16 protein-coding genes and 1 tRNA gene (1 of these 17 only partly in view) are annotated in these 17,592 nt (G+C 44.2%); 16 read left to right on the top strand and 1 reads right to left on the bottom strand.

Features of this window, described 5'->3' with window-relative positions; genetic code table 11:
* From ACIRUQ_RS13370 to ACIRUQ_RS13330, 9 genes are all read left to right on the top strand, one after another.
* Positions 1-846, top strand: coding sequence for an ABC transporter permease (locus ACIRUQ_RS13370; RefSeq protein WP_082432879.1), 846 nt, complete (start codon positions 1-3; stop codon positions 844-846).
* Between the two features lie 446 nt (positions 847-1,292).
* Positions 1,293-2,042: a nickel pincer cofactor biosynthesis protein LarB gene (gene larB, locus ACIRUQ_RS13365; protein ID WP_055290770.1), complete on the top strand. Its 750-nt coding sequence runs from the start codon at positions 1,293-1,295 to the stop codon at positions 2,040-2,042.
* Between the two features lie 139 nt (positions 2,043-2,181).
* Positions 2,182-2,487, top strand: coding sequence for a metal-sensing transcriptional repressor (locus ACIRUQ_RS13360; RefSeq protein WP_242831174.1), 306 nt, complete (start codon positions 2,182-2,184; stop codon positions 2,485-2,487).
* A 22-nt stretch (positions 2,488-2,509) separates the two neighbouring features.
* Positions 2,510-3,439 (top strand): LarC family nickel insertion protein, encoded by a 930-nt coding sequence (locus tag ACIRUQ_RS13355; RefSeq protein WP_055290772.1) that lies wholly within the window; start codon positions 2,510-2,512, stop codon positions 3,437-3,439.
* A gap of 340 nt (positions 3,440-3,779) precedes the next feature.
* Positions 3,780-5,156, top strand: a complete 1,377-nt coding sequence (rpoN, locus tag ACIRUQ_RS13350; RefSeq protein ID WP_022035947.1) for an RNA polymerase factor sigma-54 — start codon at positions 3,780-3,782, stop codon at positions 5,154-5,156.
* A 352-nt stretch (positions 5,157-5,508) separates the two neighbouring features.
* On the top strand, positions 5,509-6,252 hold the full coding sequence (larE, locus tag ACIRUQ_RS13345; RefSeq protein ID WP_021737847.1) for an ATP-dependent sacrificial sulfur transferase LarE: 744 nt from the start codon (positions 5,509-5,511) through the stop codon (positions 6,250-6,252).
* A 432-nt stretch (positions 6,253-6,684) separates the two neighbouring features.
* On the top strand, positions 6,685-7,689 hold the full coding sequence (locus ACIRUQ_RS13340) for a helix-turn-helix domain-containing protein (RefSeq protein WP_055290775.1): 1,005 nt from the start codon (positions 6,685-6,687) through the stop codon (positions 7,687-7,689).
* A gap of 320 nt (positions 7,690-8,009) precedes the next feature.
* Entirely contained in the window at positions 8,010-8,708 is a 699-nt protein-coding gene (locus ACIRUQ_RS13335) for a DUF3990 domain-containing protein (RefSeq protein WP_044962571.1), read from the top strand.
* A complete protein-coding gene (locus ACIRUQ_RS13330; RefSeq protein WP_055290779.1) occupies positions 8,674-9,318 on the top strand; it encodes a helix-turn-helix domain-containing protein in 645 nt (214 codons plus the stop codon). The genes ACIRUQ_RS13335 and ACIRUQ_RS13330 overlap by 35 nt, the downstream gene beginning before the upstream one ends.
* Before the next feature lie 51 nt (positions 9,319-9,369).
* On the opposite strand, the gene ACIRUQ_RS13325 is transcribed toward ACIRUQ_RS13330, so the two are convergent.
* Positions 9,370-9,457 (bottom strand) — tRNA-Ser (locus tag ACIRUQ_RS13325).
* Between the two features lie 242 nt (positions 9,458-9,699).
* Between ACIRUQ_RS13325 and ACIRUQ_RS13320 the strand changes: the two genes are divergently transcribed.
* The 7 genes from ACIRUQ_RS13320 to ACIRUQ_RS13290 all read left to right on the top strand — a co-directional run.
* A complete protein-coding gene (locus tag ACIRUQ_RS13320; RefSeq protein ID WP_021737843.1) occupies positions 9,700-10,773 on the top strand; it encodes a 6-phosphofructokinase in 1,074 nt (357 codons plus the stop codon).
* A gap of 169 nt (positions 10,774-10,942) precedes the next feature.
* Positions 10,943-12,520 (top strand): DNA polymerase III subunit gamma/tau, encoded by a 1,578-nt coding sequence (dnaX, locus tag ACIRUQ_RS13315; protein WP_055290781.1) that lies wholly within the window; start codon positions 10,943-10,945, stop codon positions 12,518-12,520.
* A gap of 35 nt (positions 12,521-12,555) precedes the next feature.
* Positions 12,556-12,906, top strand: a complete 351-nt coding sequence (locus tag ACIRUQ_RS13310) for a YbaB/EbfC family nucleoid-associated protein (protein WP_021737841.1) — start codon at positions 12,556-12,558, stop codon at positions 12,904-12,906.
* The gene (gene recR / locus ACIRUQ_RS13305) at positions 12,906-13,502 is read left to right on the top strand and encodes a recombination mediator RecR (protein ID WP_021737840.1); all 597 of its coding nucleotides are present in this window, start codon (positions 12,906-12,908) and stop codon (positions 13,500-13,502) included. The genes ACIRUQ_RS13310 and recR overlap by 1 nt, the downstream gene beginning before the upstream one ends.
* A gap of 95 nt (positions 13,503-13,597) precedes the next feature.
* Complete coding sequence (locus ACIRUQ_RS13300; RefSeq protein WP_021737839.1) at positions 13,598-14,434, top strand: transketolase; 837 nt, start codon at positions 13,598-13,600, stop codon at positions 14,432-14,434.
* A complete protein-coding gene (locus tag ACIRUQ_RS13295; protein ID WP_055290783.1) occupies positions 14,422-15,363 on the top strand; it encodes a transketolase family protein in 942 nt (313 codons plus the stop codon). Before ACIRUQ_RS13300 ends, ACIRUQ_RS13295 begins: the two co-directional genes overlap by 13 nt.
* Positions 15,364-16,116: 753 nt before the next feature.
* Positions 16,117-17,592 carry the 5' portion of a LysM peptidoglycan-binding domain-containing protein gene (locus ACIRUQ_RS13290; protein WP_055290785.1) on the top strand. It continues 33 nt past the right edge of the window, so 1,476 of the gene's 1,509 nt are visible here — the first part of the coding sequence; it begins with the start codon at positions 16,117-16,119; its stop codon lies off the right edge, out of view.

Here is a 17,592-nt window from a genome sequence, read left to right as displayed (position 1 = left end):
ATGATGAAGAGAAAGAGAGATACAGCCTGTGGAAAGAAAAAGATGCCGGTTGCTTCGTGCGTTATATTGCTGGTCATCGTGCTGGGCTGCGTTTTTGCAGATGTTATCTGCAAAAAAGATCCATCCTATCTGGACCTGATGAATTATACCAAGGCACCGAACGCAGAATTCTGGTTTGGAACAGATACGCTGGGAAGAGATATTTTTTCCTGCATTTGGCACGGCGGACGGGTCTCTCTGCTGATCGGTGTGGCATCAACGGCGCTTTCTACCGTGATTGCCATTGTTTATGGTGCGATCAGTGGAATTGCCGGAGAAAAAGTGGATACGTTGCTAATGCGTTTTACGGAGATTATTTTAAGCATCCCGAATCTGCTGCTGATTATTTTCCTGCAGGCCATTATGGGAAAGGCAACAATCGGCTCGATATCCATTGTCATCGGACTGACAAGCTGGTTTGGAATTGCAAAAATTATCCGTACTGAAGTCCGGCAGCTGCGCAGCAGTGAATATGTGATTGCAGCAAAATGCATGGGAGGAAGTTTCTGGCATATTTTATGGAAACATCTGGCACCGAATTTTGTGTCATCAATTATGTTTATGGTGGTAATGAATGTCCGCTCCGCGATCGTGGCGGAGTCGACGCTGAGTTTCCTGGGCATTGGATTGCCGCTGGATGTGATTTCCTGGGGCAGTATGCTGTCTCTGGCAGAAAAAGCACTGATGTCGAGAGCCTGGTGGATCGTTCTGATTCCGGGAATTTTTCTGGTGGTCGTATTGATGTGTATTACCAGTCTGGGGCACTGGCTTCAGGTGAGAGTCAGCCATCAGGAAGCAAAATTATAACACCTTCCATCTGCGATGGGAAAAGAATGATAGAAATCTTGCAATGAATAAGGAGCAAAACGTTACAATGTGGAACGGCTGTGCCAGATGGTCAGACATATCAAAGAGGATTGCTATTTGTGCATTTTGTATAAGAACAGATGCCAAAATAGCGGTCCTCTTTTTGTCACATTCTAAATATTGTAAAAATGCATGAGTGGATGCTCTTTATTTGCAGCAAAAAATGTATTTATCTAAAAAGTGAAACAAATATAGATGAAAAATCACATAAATCCTGTTAAAATAAGAAAAATATGATCGGCATAAAAATGTTTTGCAGGATTTATGGAGTTGCAAAATTTAGACTTGCAGAGATGCGCTGGAGAATATGTCATGCATTGCATGAGGCGTATCTGGGAGCAAGAATGCCGGAACATTCCTGATCATACAGATGTTGGAGGAAAAAAATGGACGTAACATATTTATCAGATATATTAAAAAAGGTCTCGGACAACAGCATAGATGTGGATACAGCATTAGAATCTTTGAAGCATTTGCCGTATGAAGACATTGGATATGCCAATATTGATCAGCACAGGAACCTGCGGACCGGTGAAGCGGAAGTTATTTTTGGTCAGAGTAAGACACCGGAGCAGATTGCAGGTATCGTTACACATATGATGCATGAGAATGCAAGGATCCTTGTGACCCGGGCATCAGAGGAAGCTTATGAAGCGGTAAAAGAAGTTGCACCGGAAGCAGTATATGAAAAACTTTCCAAAATCATTATGGTAGGAAAGATACCGGTGCCAAAGGAGGAAAAAGGGACGATCGCAGTTGTGACAGCTGGAACCTCCGACATTCCGGTGGCAGAGGAAGCTGCATTGACAGCTGAGTTTTTCGGGGATAAAGTAGACCGTGTATACGATGTGGGTGTGGCAGGAATTCATCGCCTGTTTGGTAAGATCGATCAGATCCGGAGTGCAGATGTGATCATTGTAATTGCCGGTATGGAAGGTGCGCTGGCAAGTGTTGTTGGCGGTCTGGTGGAAGTGCCGGTGATTGCAGTGCCGACCAGTGTTGGTTATGGTGCAAGTTTTGGTGGCCTGGCAGCATTACTTTCCATGCTGAACAGCTGTGCGAACGGAATCGGCGTAGTGAATATTGATAATGGATATGGCGCAGCATGTCTGGCAAACAAAATTATGAAGAGGTAGGAACATGGCAAAGGCAAAAAAGTCAATGGTGGAAAAACAGCAGAGTGCCGATGTGGCAGAACAGGCGCACAGACTGGCACATGAATTGGGGCTGGCACATGGACATTCACATACAGAGGAAAATGATCATGCACAAATTTTGGAAAATGGAGGCACGCATGACCACACAGAGGGACATGGACATCACCATCCGAATTCTAAAGCAGTTTCCAATCGTCTGGCAAGAGCTATTGGCCATCTCGAAGCAGTAAAGCGAATGGTAGACCGGGAAGAAGACTGTGCAGAAATTTTGATACAGCTGGCAGCGGTTCGCTCTGCCATTAATAATGCAGGAAAAGTGATTCTGATGGATCATCTGAATCACTGTATCGTAGAAGCTGTTGAGGACGATGATTTAGACAAGATCAAAGAGTTTGGAGATGCAATACAGAAGTTTATAAAGTAAAATAAGTGCGGAGGAGATTAGTGTGAAGAAAATATTATATCTGGAATGTAAGACAGGCGCTGCCGGAGATATGCTGATGGGTGCATTATACAGTTTGCTCACAGAAGAACAGAAAGTACTATTTCTGGAAAAATTAAATGCGATCAGCGAAGAAGTGTGTGTGATTCCACAGGAAATATGCAAACAGGGAATCGGTGGGATTCATATGAAGGTGGAGATCAATGGTACCGAAGAAGGGACAGAAGCACATCACCACCATGAGCATAATCATCATGAAGAAGAACACGGTCATACTCACGACCACGAACATCATCATGAGCATGAACATGAATATGCTGAAGAACATGTACATACTCATGAAGAAATGCATATTCATTCTCATGAGGAAGGACATACACACGATCATGACCATGCGCATAGCCATGCACATGGTCATCATTCCCATACAAGTGTTGCTGCTATTTTGGAGCAGATTTCAAAGCTGGATATGAGCGATACCGTAAAGAAAGATGCTGAGGAAATTTACCGTGAAATTGCAGCAGCAGAGAATAAAGTTCATCAAACTGATATGGAGCAGATCCATTTTCATGAAGTGGGTTCCGTGGATGCTCTGATCGACGTGGTTGGAAGCTGCCTTGCCCTTGAACTGCTTGGCGTAGATGAAGTGCAGGCTTCTCCGGTCTGTGTCGGAAACGGCACTGTTCGCTGTGCGCATGGCATCCTTCCTGTTCCGGCACCGGCCACAGCCGAGATTATTAAGGGGATGCCGGTATACTGCAGCAGTTTTGACGGAGAATTATTGACACCGACGGGGGCAGCTATCCTAAAATATTTTGTAGAGACTTATACAAAAGAAATGCATATGGAAATAGAAGAGATCGGTTACGGCTTCGGAACAAAAGATTTTGCACAGTTAAGCTGTGTAAGAGCATTTCTTGGATATCAGAAATAATTGTTTTTACCTCAGTCTGAGTTGAGACTCCCACTTTTGCAAGTGGTGAGTAATAACAAATCTTTCTAAGTGGGAGTTCAATCTCCGACTGAGATAAACGCTCCGCGAGAATGTGCAGTGATTCTGAGAAGAATATGTCAGCTTTCGCTGACCAGAATCACGCACCAAGTCTCACGTGCGTTCGACTTGAACCGATTTTTTAGAATGAGTAAGAATGCGTGTTTTTCGAAATCAGTAACATTGCGGTTGTTTATAAAATATTGTAAAATAAGGTCATTAAAAATACCCTGCGGGGAAGGATACAAATATTATTACGACATAAGAGAAGAGAGGATTTGCAATGGAACTTAAGATGGAGCTCAGCCAGAAACAGGTTTTATCACAGCATATGGTTCAGTCCATGGAGATTCTTCAAATGAGCGCGCAGGAACTGGAAGGCTATATCGAAAAGCTGGCACTGGAGAATCCGGTGATCGAGCTGGCAGATTCCAGTCAGTCAAAAGCGGATATGCAGCAGGAAGATCTTCAGCGGAAGCTGGACTGGCTGGAGTCTACAGACTTGCAGAATCGTGTATATTATCAGCAGGAGCGCGATGCGGAAAATATGGAAGCAAACTGGCATGACAGCAGACAGTCCGAGGAAAATCTGGAGGAATATCTGCACGCACAGATTCTGCTGGCAGATTATACCGAACTGGAGCGTGTGATCATGGAATATCTGATCTGTTCGCTGGATTCCCGTGGTTATTTTTCCGGGGAACTTGCGCAGGTTGCAGATCATTTTAATGTTTCGGAAGAGAAGGTTGAAGAATTGCTGCAGGATATTCAGGAACTGGATCCGGCGGGCGTAGGTGCCAGAAATCTTCAGGAATGTTTGTTGCTTCAGATTCAGAGGAAGAAGAATTATTCTGACGTGACCGTAGAGATCATTGAACATTACATGGAAGAAGTTGCGAAAAACCATTTACCAAACATTGCAAAGAAACTGCAGGTTTCCCTGGAAGAAGTGCAGCAGGCCTGTGAGGAGATTCGTAGCCTGAATCCGAAGCCGGGAAGTTCTTTCAGTGACAGGGAGCAGCTACGATACATTAGTCCGGATGCGGTGGTTGTAAAATTGGAAAATCAGTTCGAGATTCTGATTAATGAGTATCAATATCCGGGATTTTCCATCAGCAATTATTATCAGGAAATGATGCAGAGTACTACGGATGCGGAGGCGAAAAAGTACTTGCAGGAAAAAGTGCAGCAGGCGCAGTGGGTGTCTAATTGTATTTCACAGCGTTCCTCTACATTATCCAGAGTTATGCATCTTCTGGTGGAAAGACAGCATGAATTTTTCCTGGAAGGACCGGGACATAAGCGTCCAATGCGGCTGGTGGATCTGGCGGAAGAGCTGGATCTTCATGAATCTACGATCAGTCGTGCCATGCGCGGAAAATATCTGCAATGTTCCTGGGGAGTCTTTCCTTTGAACTACTTTCTGACTTCTGTTGCAGTAAAAAGCAGCAATACCGATGGAATGGAGGATAAGACACCGGAGCAGATGAAAACAATGATCCGGGAGATTGTAGACAGTGAAAATAAGAAAAAACCATATAGCGATCAGGCGATCAGTGATCTGCTGATCGCAAAGGGCATCAAATTGTCCCGCCGTACAGTCAATAAATATCGTATCGAGATGGGAATTCCGGATAAGAGCGGCCGAAAAGAGTTTTAATCAGCTTTGGCAGAAAGCTTTCAGTGTGAGTTGCCAGTTTCATCTCAGTCTGAGTTGAGACTCCCACTTCTGCAAGTGGTGAGTAATAACAAATCTATCTCAGTGGGAGTTCAATCTCCGACTGAGATAAACGCTCCGCGAGGGCGCACATTGTCTGGGAGACAATGGTTTTGCGCCGACCGAAACGAAGTGTAGAGTGCAGTGATTCTGAGAAGAATATGTCAGCTTTCGCTGACCAGAATCACGCACCAAGTCTCACGTGCGTTCGACTTGAACAAAAATATCCAGTACAGTTATTTACGAAACGATGTACTAGTATTCGCGTTGCGTTGCTTGTGAAAGAGGGATTTATATGACATTAAAAGATTTTTTTATCAAGTATCCTAAGATTGCTATTGCATTTTCCGGAGGAACCGATTCGGCCTATTTATGCTATATGGCAAAAAAATATGCGAAAGAAATGACGGCTATTTATGTGTCTACCGCATTTCAGCCGACATTTGAAAAAGAAGATGCAATTCGTTTTTGCAAAGAATATGCGATTCCGCTGACTATTCTGGAGCGGGATGTGCTAAGTCAGGAGGCTGTCGTACAGAATCCGGCAAATCGCTGCTATTATTGCAAAAAAGTGATTTTTTCTGAGATTCAAAAGAAAGCACTGGAGCTTGGATTTACCTGTCTAGCAGATGGAACAAATGCTTCTGATGATGCAGATGACAGACCTGGTATGAAGGCATTGCAGGAGATGAAGGTATTATCTCCGCTCCGGATCTGCGGAATTACAAAGCCGGCGCTGCGTGATGTATCGGAACAGCTGGGATTATTTACTGCACGGAAACCGGCATATGCCTGTCTGGCTACCCGCATTCCGACAGGGACGCGGATCACAGCAGAGCAGTTGGAGAAGGTGGAACAGGCAGAAAGTGCTTTGATGGATATGGGATTTTCTGATTTCAGAGTCCGGCATCCGGAAGGTTATGCAAAGCTTCAGGTAAAACCGGAGCAGCTGCCATTAGTTTTTGAAAAAAGAGAAGAAATTCTGGCTGTTTTAGAACCACTTTTTGGAACGGTCTGTCTGGATATGAAGACAAGATAGCACATTTTTTGAGATGTGTATTTAAAAAAATGAAACTGTCCAATTTATAGGGTACATTTTAATAGAGTTGGATTTGAAAAAACTATGAAGTGGCACAAACCCGCAGAAACACTGGACTTGACCAATGGTCGAGTCCTTTTTTTGCATGAAAAGATTGACGGGGATGGGCTTTGCTGTTATAACTGGGAGCACAGACAGAAATGTCGTAGTTGTTCCTGCAGGACAGAACTGAAATAAAAATCAGCAAAGAATGTTTTAAAGGCAGATTCAAGTTGAACGCACGTGAGATTTGGTGCGTGATTCTGGTCAGCGAAAGCTGACATATTCTTCTCAGAATCACTGCACATCCCCTCGTTTCCGGTGCATAGAGCGCTAAGAGGTGGGTAATGGGAAAAGCATCTTTGCGGGATATCGAAAGGAGTCAAATCTGAAATGGAAAAAAGAGAAAATTTCGGAAGATATATAAAAGAAAAACGAAAAGCCGCCGGACTCTCTCAGAAAGAGCTGGCAACACAGTTATTTGTATCAGAATCAGCCGTCAGCAAATGGGAGCGCGGTCTGTCCTATCCGGATATGACACTGGTTACCAGTTTGTGTGAAATCTTACATGTGTCAGAGCATGAGCTGCTGACCGCCAGTGATGATATGCATCAGCGTGAGATTGAGGAGCAGTCCCGTGGATATCTGCGGATATTAAAAGGCTATACATGGGTGACGTATCTCTGTTATCTGGCAGTTTTAATCCCGTGCTTTATCGGGAATCTTGTGACGGAGCACCGCCTCTCTTGGTTCTTTATCGTAGTCGGTGGGCTTGCTATGGTATTTTCTTTTATCAATGTACCGGTGATGACCAAAACAAGACGCGCAGAAAAGTGTTTCTGGTGTTTTTATGGATCGATCATTTATATGCTGTGTGTTTGCCGGATTGTGTTGGGCGGTAACTGGCTGATCATGTCACTGCTTGGCGTCAGCTTTGGTCTGCTGGGTATATTTTTGCCGATTATTTTATGCAGCTGGCATTATGACTGGCCGATATTGCACCACAAAGGTCTGATCTGTATGGCACTTGATACAGTGTTAAGCTATTTGATGGTATTTTTCGGCTGCTTGTTTTATGTGAAAGGCGTGACAGGTGTCATTATTGCTCAGAACTTGTGGGTTCTGACCGTTTTTTCAATACTTGCATGGGGAATTTTTGTGGTGCTCCGATACATCAGATGTAGTCGCTTGATGAAAACCAGTATCACAGTTGCACTTTGTGGTGTATGGATGTTTTTTGCCAACACGCTGATCAGTGTTGCTTACAATAGAGTTGTTAGACCAAGTGTAAACTTTCATAACTGGATGGATTTCGGTGGACAAAATATCGGACTGGTGGTTCTGATCGTCGGTGCGGTGATGGTCGCAGCGAGTATGATCCGGGATGTGAGAAAATAACATCTATTGACAGAGGTATCGCTGTAACGATATAATTATTATGAAAAATGTTATTTATCTCAGTCGAGAAGACTCCCACTTCTGCAAGTGGTGAGTAATAACAAGTCTTTCTCAGTGGGAGTACAATCTCCGACTGAGATAAACGCTCCGCGAGGGCGCACATTGTCTGGGAGACAATGGTTTTGCGCCGACCGAAACGAAGTGTAGAGTGCAGTGATTCTGAAAAGAATATGTCAGCTTTCGCTGACCAGAATCACGCACCAAGTCTCACGTGCGTTCGACTTGAATATGGTTTTTGGACAGAAAAAAGGAGTGCGTGTATGGGCGGAAAACTTACGATTTATCATGGATCACAAAAATTAATACAGCAGCCTGTTTATGGAGCGGGAAATGTGCGGAATGATTATGGTCTGGGTTTTTACTGTACAGAAAATGTGGATCTTGCAAAAGAATGGGCATGCACAGAAGAAAACAGTGGATATGCCAATTGTTATCAATTAGATCTTGGCGGACTTACTATATTGGATCTGTCAGATCACAGGTATCATATTTTAAATTGGTTATCATTGTTGTTGCAAAACCGTGTTTTTAAAATATCGAATGATCTGGCAGCAGAAGGAAAAGAATACATGTTAGATACTTTTTTGCCGGAATACGAAGACAAAGATATTATCATTGGTTATCGAGCAGATGATTCCTATTTTGCATTTGCCAATGCTTTTTTGAATAATACATTATCACTTGCCCAGCTGGAAAAGGCAATGTATCTTGGAAAATTAGGGGAACAGATTGTATTAAAAAGTAAAAAGGCATTTCACCATCTTACTTTTCAGGAAGCTATTTATGCGGAAAAAGAGACTTATTATCCGAAGAAGATGAACCGCGATCAGGGCGCAAGGGAAGCGTTTTGTTCAGAACGGAGCAAAAAGAGAGCTACAGATGCGATTTATCTGATTGATATTCTACGAGAGGAGTGGAAAAACGATGATGCACGCTTATCCGGAAACTTATCTGAATGATGCTATGAATAACCTTGGAAACATGTTTGATTATGGACTTGTAGATCTTCATTATGATCCGGAGCGTTTTTATGAGCAATTTTTGACTTCCGGAGTTGCAAAACAGTTTGAGCAGGGAAACCCGAAATACGTGGCAGGCTTGTCCGGTCCGGAACTTGCAATCGAAGTAATCTATCGCACGGAAGATCACCGACCGACGCAGATGCCTTCCGAAGAAATTGATAAATCACCGGAATACTGGGCAGGCTGGAGCCTTGCCTATTATCAGTGGTATCGGGCACATCGTTTTTCCTATTTGCAGCAGTATGGACTGACGATTCAACGCATATTGTCCATGTATCCGACCTTACATGAGGCAGACTTGTCAAAATTTGTTACGGTAGCAGATGGGATTATCGCGAAAGAAAAATCAGCTCAGATCAGTAACCTGCAGAGAATGAGGAAAAATTGCGGTATGACGCAGAAAGAGCTTGCCGAAAAATCAGGCACATCTCTGCGCATGGTGCAGTTGTATGAACAGAGGAAGCAGGATATTCGAAAGGCAGAAGCGCAGACGCTTGTAAATTTGTCCCGGGTTCTGGGGTGTGGCGTGGAAGATCTGTTTGACTGAAATAAAAAAGGGAATGCACAACGAAAATCGTTTTTGCATTCCCTTTTTCAGCGGAGAAGGAGGGATTTGAACCCTCGCGCCGTGTTACCGACCTACTGGTGTTCGAAGCCAGACTCTTCAGCCACTTGAGTACTTCTCCAAAATAAGACTTAATTAGTATAAACATTTTTCAAAGGTTCGTCAATCCCCGAAAAGACTTTGTAAAAGGTTCGTAAATTTTTCAGACAGGGCAATTAGTCTTGTAATCCCGTAGCTATTTTGATAAAATTCAGAACAGACAATGTGTTTTTTTCGCAGATTGCTTTATAATAGAGATGTGCAAAGAAAGATGTCATGTCTGGGAAAACAGATGATCTGTGAATTGAGAGAGGAGCGGAAAAGATGAAAAGAATCGGAATGCTGACAAGTGGCGGAGACTGCCAGGCCTTAAATGCAGCAATGCGCGGAGTAGTAAAAGGATTAAATGCCAATCTGGATGAACTGGAGATTTATGGTTTTTATGATGGATACAAAGGATTAATTTATGGGAATTATCGTCTGCTGACATCCAAAGATTTTTCCGGAATTCTGACAAAAGGCGGAACAATACTTGGAACATCCCGTCAGCCGTTTAAATATATGCGTGTACCTGATGAGAACGGGTTGGATAAAGTGGCTGCAATGAAGCATACCTATCATAAACTGAATCTTGACTGTCTGGTGATCCTTGGTGGAAATGGCACACAGAAAACAGCAAATCTGCTTCGGGAGGAAGGGCTGAATATCATTCATTTGCCGAAGACAATCGATAATGATATTTATGGTACAGATATTACCTTTGGTTTCGAGAGCGCACTGGACATTGCGACAGGAGTTATTGACTGCATCCATACTACAGCAGCTTCTCACAACCGTGTATTTATCGTTGAAATCATGGGACACAAAGTTGGCTGGCTTCCGCTTCATGCCGGTGTGGCAGGCGGTGCTGATATCATTCTGATCCCGGAGATCCCATATGATATCGATAAAGTAGTGGAGGCAATCAACAAACGAAGCAAAGATGGAAAAGGATTTACCATTCTGGCAGTTGCAGAAGGCGCGATTTCCAAAGAGGATGCACAGCTTTCCAAGAAAGAGCTGAAAGCAAAGAAAAAAGAAACAAAATATCCGTCCGTTTCCTATGAAGTGGCTGCACAGATCCAGGAGCGCACCGGAAATGAAGTGCGTGTTACTGTTCCGGGACATATGCAGCGTGGTGGAAGTCCATGTGCCTATGACCGTGTACTTTGTACACAGCTTGGCGCACATGCGGCAAAACTGATTCTGGATGAGGATTACGGTTATATGGTTGGTATGATTAATGGTCAGACCAAGAAAGTACCTCTGGGTGAGGTGGCTGGCAAGCTGAAGATGGTACAGCCGGATTGCCAGCTGATCAAAGAAGCAAAAATCGTAGGTATCTGTTTCGGAGATTAAAAAAAGAAATAATACTCTTCAGAGCCATCTCGATTACGCTTTGCTTCATCTCGATGTGGCTTCTCGCCAAATAGATTTACAATCAAAAGTATTCATTCATGCAAGCATGATTCATACTTTTGATTGAAATCTGCTTGGCTCTGAAGAGTTAGCATAGAAAGGAGCCGCTATGTCTTATACGGCTTTATATCGAAAATACCGTCCGTCCGAATTTGAGGATGTAAAAGGACAGGATCATATTGTTACAACATTGAAAAATCAGATCAAGGCAGACCGCATCGGACATGCTTATCTGTTTTGCGGCACTCGTGGAACCGGAAAAACTACGGTGGCAAAGATTTTTGCGAAAGCTGTAAACTGTGAGCATCCGGTGGACGGAAGCCCATGTGGGGAGTGTCAGTCCTGCAAGGCTATCGCAGCAGGTTCTTCCATGAATGTTATTGAGATTGATGCGGCTTCCAATAATGGTGTGGAAAATATCCGGCAGATCCGGGAAGAAGTTTCATATTCACCGACGCAGGGGAAGTATAAAGTATACATTATCGATGAGGTTCATATGCTTTCAATCGGAGCTTTTAACGCACTGCTGAAGACGTTGGAAGAACCGCCATCCTATGTTATTTTTATTTTAGCAACCACAGAATCCCATAAAATTCCGATTACTATCTTGTCCCGCTGTCAGAAATATGATTTTCGCAGGATATCGATCGAGACGATTTCAGCCCGTCTGATGGATCTTCTGGAGCAGGAAGGCGTAGAAGCAGAGGAAAAAGCAGTCCGTTATGTGGCGAAAGCCGGAGACGGTTCCATGCGAGATGCCCTGAGTCTGTTGGATCAGTGTATTGCATTTTATCTGGGCGAACCGCTGACATACGATCATGTGCTGGAAGTGCTTGGTGCAGTGGATACAGAAGTGTTCAGCCGTCTGTTGCGTTCTATTCTGGCAAATGATATAGTGGCAGCCATCGAGCTTCTGGAGGATCTGATCGTGCAGGGACGGGAATTGGGACAGTTTGTGACAGACTTTGTATGGTACCTGCGCAACCTTCTCCTGGTCAAAAGTTCGGATGAGATGGAAGATGTACTGGACATGTCCAGTGAAAATCTGGCATTATTAAAAGAAGAGGCAGACATGATCGAAGCTGATGTGATCATGCGTTATATCCGCATTTTTTCTGATCTGTCCGGACAGCTCAAATATGCACCGCAGAAGCGTGTGCTTATAGAAATCGCACTGATCAAACTGTGCCGTCCGTCCATGGAGACAACCCCGGATGCTCTGACAGACCGTGTGGCGCAGTTGGAGAAAAAGGTCGAAGAAGGTGTAACGGTTGTCGCTGCAGCACCGGATTCCGTATCCGCAGGAGGGCGTCAGCCGGCGGCACAGAAGAAAATAAAAGAACCGGTGCAGATGCCGAAGGCAATCCCGGATGACATCCGTCAGGTAGTAAAAAGCTGGAGTTCTATTGTGCGTGAACTTCCGGGTGTGACTGCTACGTATTTAAGGGGTGCTCATTTAAGTCTTGGCGGAGAAAATAAATTAATGCTGGTGTTTGACGACGATTTGGCATATACTTATGTGTCGGAGGAGCGTCGCAGGACAGAAATCACAGAGCGGATTTCGAACCGGATCGGTAAGGAGATTGAAGTAGTCATGCAGTCAAATGATTCGGGGCGCCCATTCGAAGAGAATTATATCGATCTGGAACAGATCGTCCACATGGATATTGAAGTGGAAGACGAATAACCGCGAATAAAATTGCGATAACAGGAGGATGCAACATGGCAAAAAGAGGTGGATTTCCGGGGGGAATGCCGGGAAACATGAATAATCTGATGAAGCAGGCGCAGAAGATGCAGCGTCAGATGGAAGAAGCAACCAAAGAGCTGGAAGAAAAAGAAGTATCTGCCAGCGCAGGCGGCGGAGCAGTAGAAGTGACTGTATCCGGTAAAAAAGAAGTAGTGAAAGTAAAACTGGCAGAAGAAGTAGTTGATCCAGATGATATTGAAATGCTGGAAGATCTGATCGTAGCTGCTACAAACGAAGCACTGCGCAAAATGGAGGAGATTTCTCAGCAGTCCATGTCCAAGATTACAGGCGGCATGGGAATGGGCGGAGGCTTTCCGTTCTAATGGATTATTACAGTAAACAGATCAGCAAATTGATTGAAGAACTGTCTTCTCTGCCGGGAATCGGCAGCAAATCCGCACAGCGTCTGGCGTTTCATATTTTGAATATGCCGGAAGAGCGGGTGGAACGTCTGGCGGACACGATTCTGGATGCCAGAAGAAATATCCGTTACTGTAAGACCTGCTACACGCTGACAGATGCAGAGGAGTGTCCAATCTGCAGCAACAGCGGACGGGATCATTCCACGATTATGGTGGTAGAAACTCCCCGGGATCTGGCAGCTTATGAAAAGACAGGACAGTATGATGGTGTGTATCATGTATTGCATGGCGCAATTTCCCCGATGCTTGGAATCGGACCGGAGGATATCCGCCTGAAAGAACTGATGCAGCGTCTGCAGGGCGATGTGAAAGAAGTGATCATTGCCACAAACTCCAGTCTGGAAGGAGAGACGACTGCCATGTATATCAGCAAACTGATCAAACCGACCGGAATTAAAGTATCGCGAATTGCCAGCGGTGTGCCGGTGGGCGGTGATCTGGAATATATTGATGAAGTTACATTATTAAGAGCCCTGGAAGGACGCGTAGAATTATAGTCAGCAAAAATGTGTATCTGTTTTTATAACAGGAAACAAGACTGAGAATATAAGAAAACTGATCCGTTGGGGCAAAATAAGAAAGGGAGCACATTATGACAAAGTTAGAACTTGAAAAAATTGCTGTAGAAGTGCGCAAAGGAATCATCACCGGCGTACACAGCGCAAAATCCGGTCATCCGGGTGGATCTTTATCCGCAGCAGAGATTTTTACTTATCTGTATTTTGTAGAGATGAATGTAGATCCAAAAAATCCGAAAGATCCGAACAGAGACAGATTTGTTCTTTCCAAAGGACATGTAGCACCGGGTCTGTATGCGACACTTGCACAGAAAGGATATTTTCCGGTAGAAGAGCTGGAAGGACTGCGCCACATCGGCTCCATGCTTCAGGGACATCCTGACATGAAACATATTCCTGGTATTGACATGTCCAGTGGTTCTCTTGGACAGGGATTTTCCGCAGCCGTTGGTATGGCACTGGCTGCAAAAATGGACGGTAAAGATTACCGTGTATATTCACTGGCTGGTGATGGCGAGATCCAGGAGGGACAGATCTGGGAGGCAGCTATGTTTGCCGGAGCACGCAAGCTGGATAACCTTGTGTTATTTGTAGATAACAATGGGCTTCAGATTGATGGAAATATCGCAGATGTATGCTCTCCTTATCCTATTGACAAGAAATTTGAGGCATTTAACTTCCATGTGATCAACATTAACGGAAATGATTTTGATGAGATCGCAGCAGCATTAAAAGAGGCACGTGAGACAAAAGGTATGCCGACAGCTATTATCGCAAAAACAATCAAAGGTAAAGGTGTATCTTACATGGAGAATCAGGCCGGATGGCATGGAAAAGCTCCAAACGATGAAGAATTTGCCATTGCTATGGAAGAATTAAAGAAAGCAGGTGAAGCATTATGTCAGAAGTAAAGAAAATCGCAACAAGAGACAGTTACGGCAATACATTAGTAGAGCTCGGAAAAGAGCATGAGAATCTGGTAGTTCTGGATGCTGACCTTGCAGGTGCAACAAAGACAGCCATTTTCAAGAAAGCATTCCCGGAGCGTCACATTGATTGTGGTATCGCTGAGGGCAACATGGCAGGCATCGCAGCAGGTCTTGCTACCTGTGGAAAAGTTCCGTTTATGAGTTCTTTCGCAATGTTTGCAGCAGGACGTGCATTTGAGCAGGTTCGTAACTCCATCGGATATCCACACTTAAATGTAAAAATCGGTGCAACTCACGCAGGTATTTCCGTAGGTGAGGACGGTGCAACGCATCAGTGCAACGAGGACATCGCCCTGATGCGTATGATCCCGGGTATGGTAGTGATCAACCCATGTGACGATGTAGAAGCAAAAGCAGCTGTTCGTGCCGCTTACGAGTATGAAGGCCCGGTTTACTTAAGATTTGGCCGCCTGGCTGTTCCGGTGATCAACGACGAAGCAACTTACAAATTTGAACTTGGTAAGGGTGTTGTATTAAAAGAGGGTAAGGATGTGACAATCATCGCAACCGGTCTGTGTGTAAATGAGGCAGTAGAAGCAGCGAAACTGCTGGCAGCAGACGGTATCGATGCAGAAGTGATCAATATCCATACAATCAAACCGCTGGATGAGGATCTGGTTATTGCATCCGCGCAGAAAACAGGAAAAGTCGTAACCGTAGAGGAACATTCCGTTATCGGTGGACTTGGAAGCGCTGTATGTGATGCATTGAGCGAGAAAGCACCGACAAAAGTAATGAAAATCGGTGTATATGACTGCTTTGGTGAGTCTGGTCCTGGTGCAGAGCTGATCAAAAAATACGAACTGGATGCAGAGAGCATTTACAAAAAAGTAAAAGGCTTCCTGTCTTAAATTCTTGTTTGTCTTGTTGTTGGCTGAAATTTAATTTTTAATACAAAAACGAAGCATCCTGTCAGGACGCTAGACGCTCACTACCCTCGTTTCACGTCGTTTTCCCTGACAGGATGCTTCGTTTTCTATATTTACACAGTGAAATAATCAGCCATTCACACGACGCACTGCGTGCCACACATGCATATAAGCTGATAGCATAGTTTTTGTTGTGTTGCATGTGCAGATCTACAATTAGGTATGTTATAAAGTACAACAGTGTAGCAGTTCTTTTTAGAGTATGCCGCTTCGCGCTCGACAAGATTTTTCACTCTGGCTCAGAATCTAAAATAGTTAATAGATGACTTTAACTTCAGTGTCATTCTTTACTCTATATAAATTTGCGCATGCGGCATAACGAATATTATGTCATCAGCTTGTGTGCATGCGTGGCATGAGGTGCCATCACGTAAATGAGACAAAACTGAAACGAACTCCAACAAAAGGATCGTTGTAAAATTTTCGTCGTGGCTGTTGCATTTAGCCCGACCGCGTGAGTGTGTCTGAGGCTGCTGTTTTTGCAGCCGAGTTCGCGGAAGCGGTCGGAGATAAGCGATGCAACGGACACAGAAAATTTTTCATGTCCTTGTTGGAGTTCGTTTTAGTTTGTCTCTTTACAAAAAGCGGCAAAGTTTTACAATACTTCCATGGTAAAATTCCCCGAGAAATTTAAAACATTATGACTGTATAAATGGTAGAAAGAGGGAATAGAACATGGAAAATCAGCGTGACAGAGAGTTTGTTTTGCCGAAAAATATCCGTCAGATGGGAAAACTGGGAGAAACGTATAAAATATATGTGGAAGATTTTGTATATACTTATGTGCACCGTACGTTGCGGGAAGAACAGAAAAATCCGGATTTTGTGGCGGCAGTGCTCCTGGGCAGACATTTTTCAAGAGCAGGACAGGAATACATATTTATCAACGGTGCGCAACAAGTAGAATTTTCATTGAATTATGCCATTGACAGCAATATGCATTTTGAAAAACAGATGTCTGATGAGATACAAAATGCAGCATTATATTTTGCAGAAGAGGTGGCGCAGCCGGATGGGGTTACAGATGAGGTGTCACGGGCCGGTGAAGTTGTCACAGATGCCGGGCAGGTTTGTGAATATGAGGAACAGCCTTTTGCAGCGGTTTCTACGCCGGAACGTCAGCAGTTGTTTTGGGAGAGCGTATATCAGGGCATCAAGGAATATTTTTCTGAGTATGAACTGCTGGGCTGGTATTTTGAACTGGATGGCTGTAATCAGGAAGTATCAGCATCCATGCAGCAGTTTTTTGATGCCACGCAGGAACACGGTTCCAGTTTCTTGTATTTGTCGGACAGGATAAATCGTACAGATACATTTTTTGTACAGGAGCAGGGCAGACTGCAGCGGCTGGACGGCTATGCGGTATATTATGAAAAAAATCCCGCAATGCAGGAATACCTGGTGGCACAGAATCGACACAGCGACCCAGTGCGCAATAAAATGGAATGTGAAGTGTCATCTCGTGAAGATGTGGTACGAAATTATCGGGCGATCCTGAACAAGTTAAACGAAAAACCTTCCCGAAAAAAATATCAACCGTTTGTATATGTGGCGGGTATTGCAGTTCTTGCAGTGGTGGCGGCAACCGGTATTTCACAGATTGGAAATTATCAGAATCTGAAGACACTGGAACAAACGCTGCAGACTTTTTCCGGAAATGTACAAAAGGGAGGTATTGCCAATGACAGTTCAGAATTGATAGCGGAAGAACAGGGCACAGCATCCGGTACTGTGGAAAATGGACAGGCATCGGGCACTGAAGGAATGCAGGAGGAAACAGAACAGGCATCAGTTGCAGGTACAGAGGCAGGGAATGGCAGTGATGAAAAGGGACAGGGTGCTCAGAGCACGGGTGATAGTGCGACAGAGACAGGAAATGCGACAGAAAATGCGGGTGAGAATATGTCCGCAAATCTTTCTCAGAGTGCAGGAGCCGATGCATCGGTATCAGATATTTCTCAGAATACAGGAGGTCATAATTTGACATCCGAAAATGCCGCTGATATATCAGGCGGAACAGCAGACAGTTCTGCCCGGTATTATACGGTGAAAAAAGGGGACAGCCTGATGTCTATCAGCAAAGCTGTTTATCATACCACTGCGATGATTCCGGAAATCTGTAATGCGAATCAGATTGAAAATATGGATATG

This window comes from Eubacterium ramulus, from assembly GCF_045002895.1.
Lineage (GTDB): Bacteria > Bacillota > Clostridia > Lachnospirales > Lachnospiraceae > Eubacterium_I > Eubacterium_I ramulus.
Note: the sequence above shows the minus strand (reverse complement) of the source record. Positions and strands in the feature narration are given on the sequence as shown.

Coding starts and splice junctions, on each gene's coding strand:
- ACIRUQ_RS13370 (WP_082432879.1), top strand. CDS start 1: ATGATGAAGAGAAAGAGAGATACAGCCTGTGGAAAGAAAAAGATGCCG.
- larB (WP_055290770.1), top strand. CDS start 1,293: ATGGACGTAACATATTTATCAGATATATTAAAAAAGGTCTCGGACAAC.
- rpoN (WP_022035947.1), top strand. CDS start 3,780: ATGGAACTTAAGATGGAGCTCAGCCAGAAACAGGTTTTATCACAGCAT.
- larE (WP_021737847.1), top strand. CDS start 5,509: ATGACATTAAAAGATTTTTTTATCAAGTATCCTAAGATTGCTATTGCA.
- ACIRUQ_RS13340 (WP_055290775.1), top strand. CDS start 6,685: ATGGAAAAAAGAGAAAATTTCGGAAGATATATAAAAGAAAAACGAAAA.
- ACIRUQ_RS13335 (WP_044962571.1), top strand. CDS start 8,010: ATGGGCGGAAAACTTACGATTTATCATGGATCACAAAAATTAATACAG.
- ACIRUQ_RS13330 (WP_055290779.1), top strand. CDS start 8,674: ATGATGCACGCTTATCCGGAAACTTATCTGAATGATGCTATGAATAAC.
- ACIRUQ_RS13320 (WP_021737843.1), top strand. CDS start 9,700: ATGAAAAGAATCGGAATGCTGACAAGTGGCGGAGACTGCCAGGCCTTA.
- dnaX (WP_055290781.1), top strand. CDS start 10,943: ATGTCTTATACGGCTTTATATCGAAAATACCGTCCGTCCGAATTTGAG.
- ACIRUQ_RS13310 (WP_021737841.1), top strand. CDS start 12,556: ATGGCAAAAAGAGGTGGATTTCCGGGGGGAATGCCGGGAAACATGAAT.
- recR (WP_021737840.1), top strand. CDS start 12,906: ATGGATTATTACAGTAAACAGATCAGCAAATTGATTGAAGAACTGTCT.
- ACIRUQ_RS13300 (WP_021737839.1), top strand. CDS start 13,598: ATGACAAAGTTAGAACTTGAAAAAATTGCTGTAGAAGTGCGCAAAGGA.
- ACIRUQ_RS13295 (WP_055290783.1), top strand. CDS start 14,422: ATGTCAGAAGTAAAGAAAATCGCAACAAGAGACAGTTACGGCAATACA.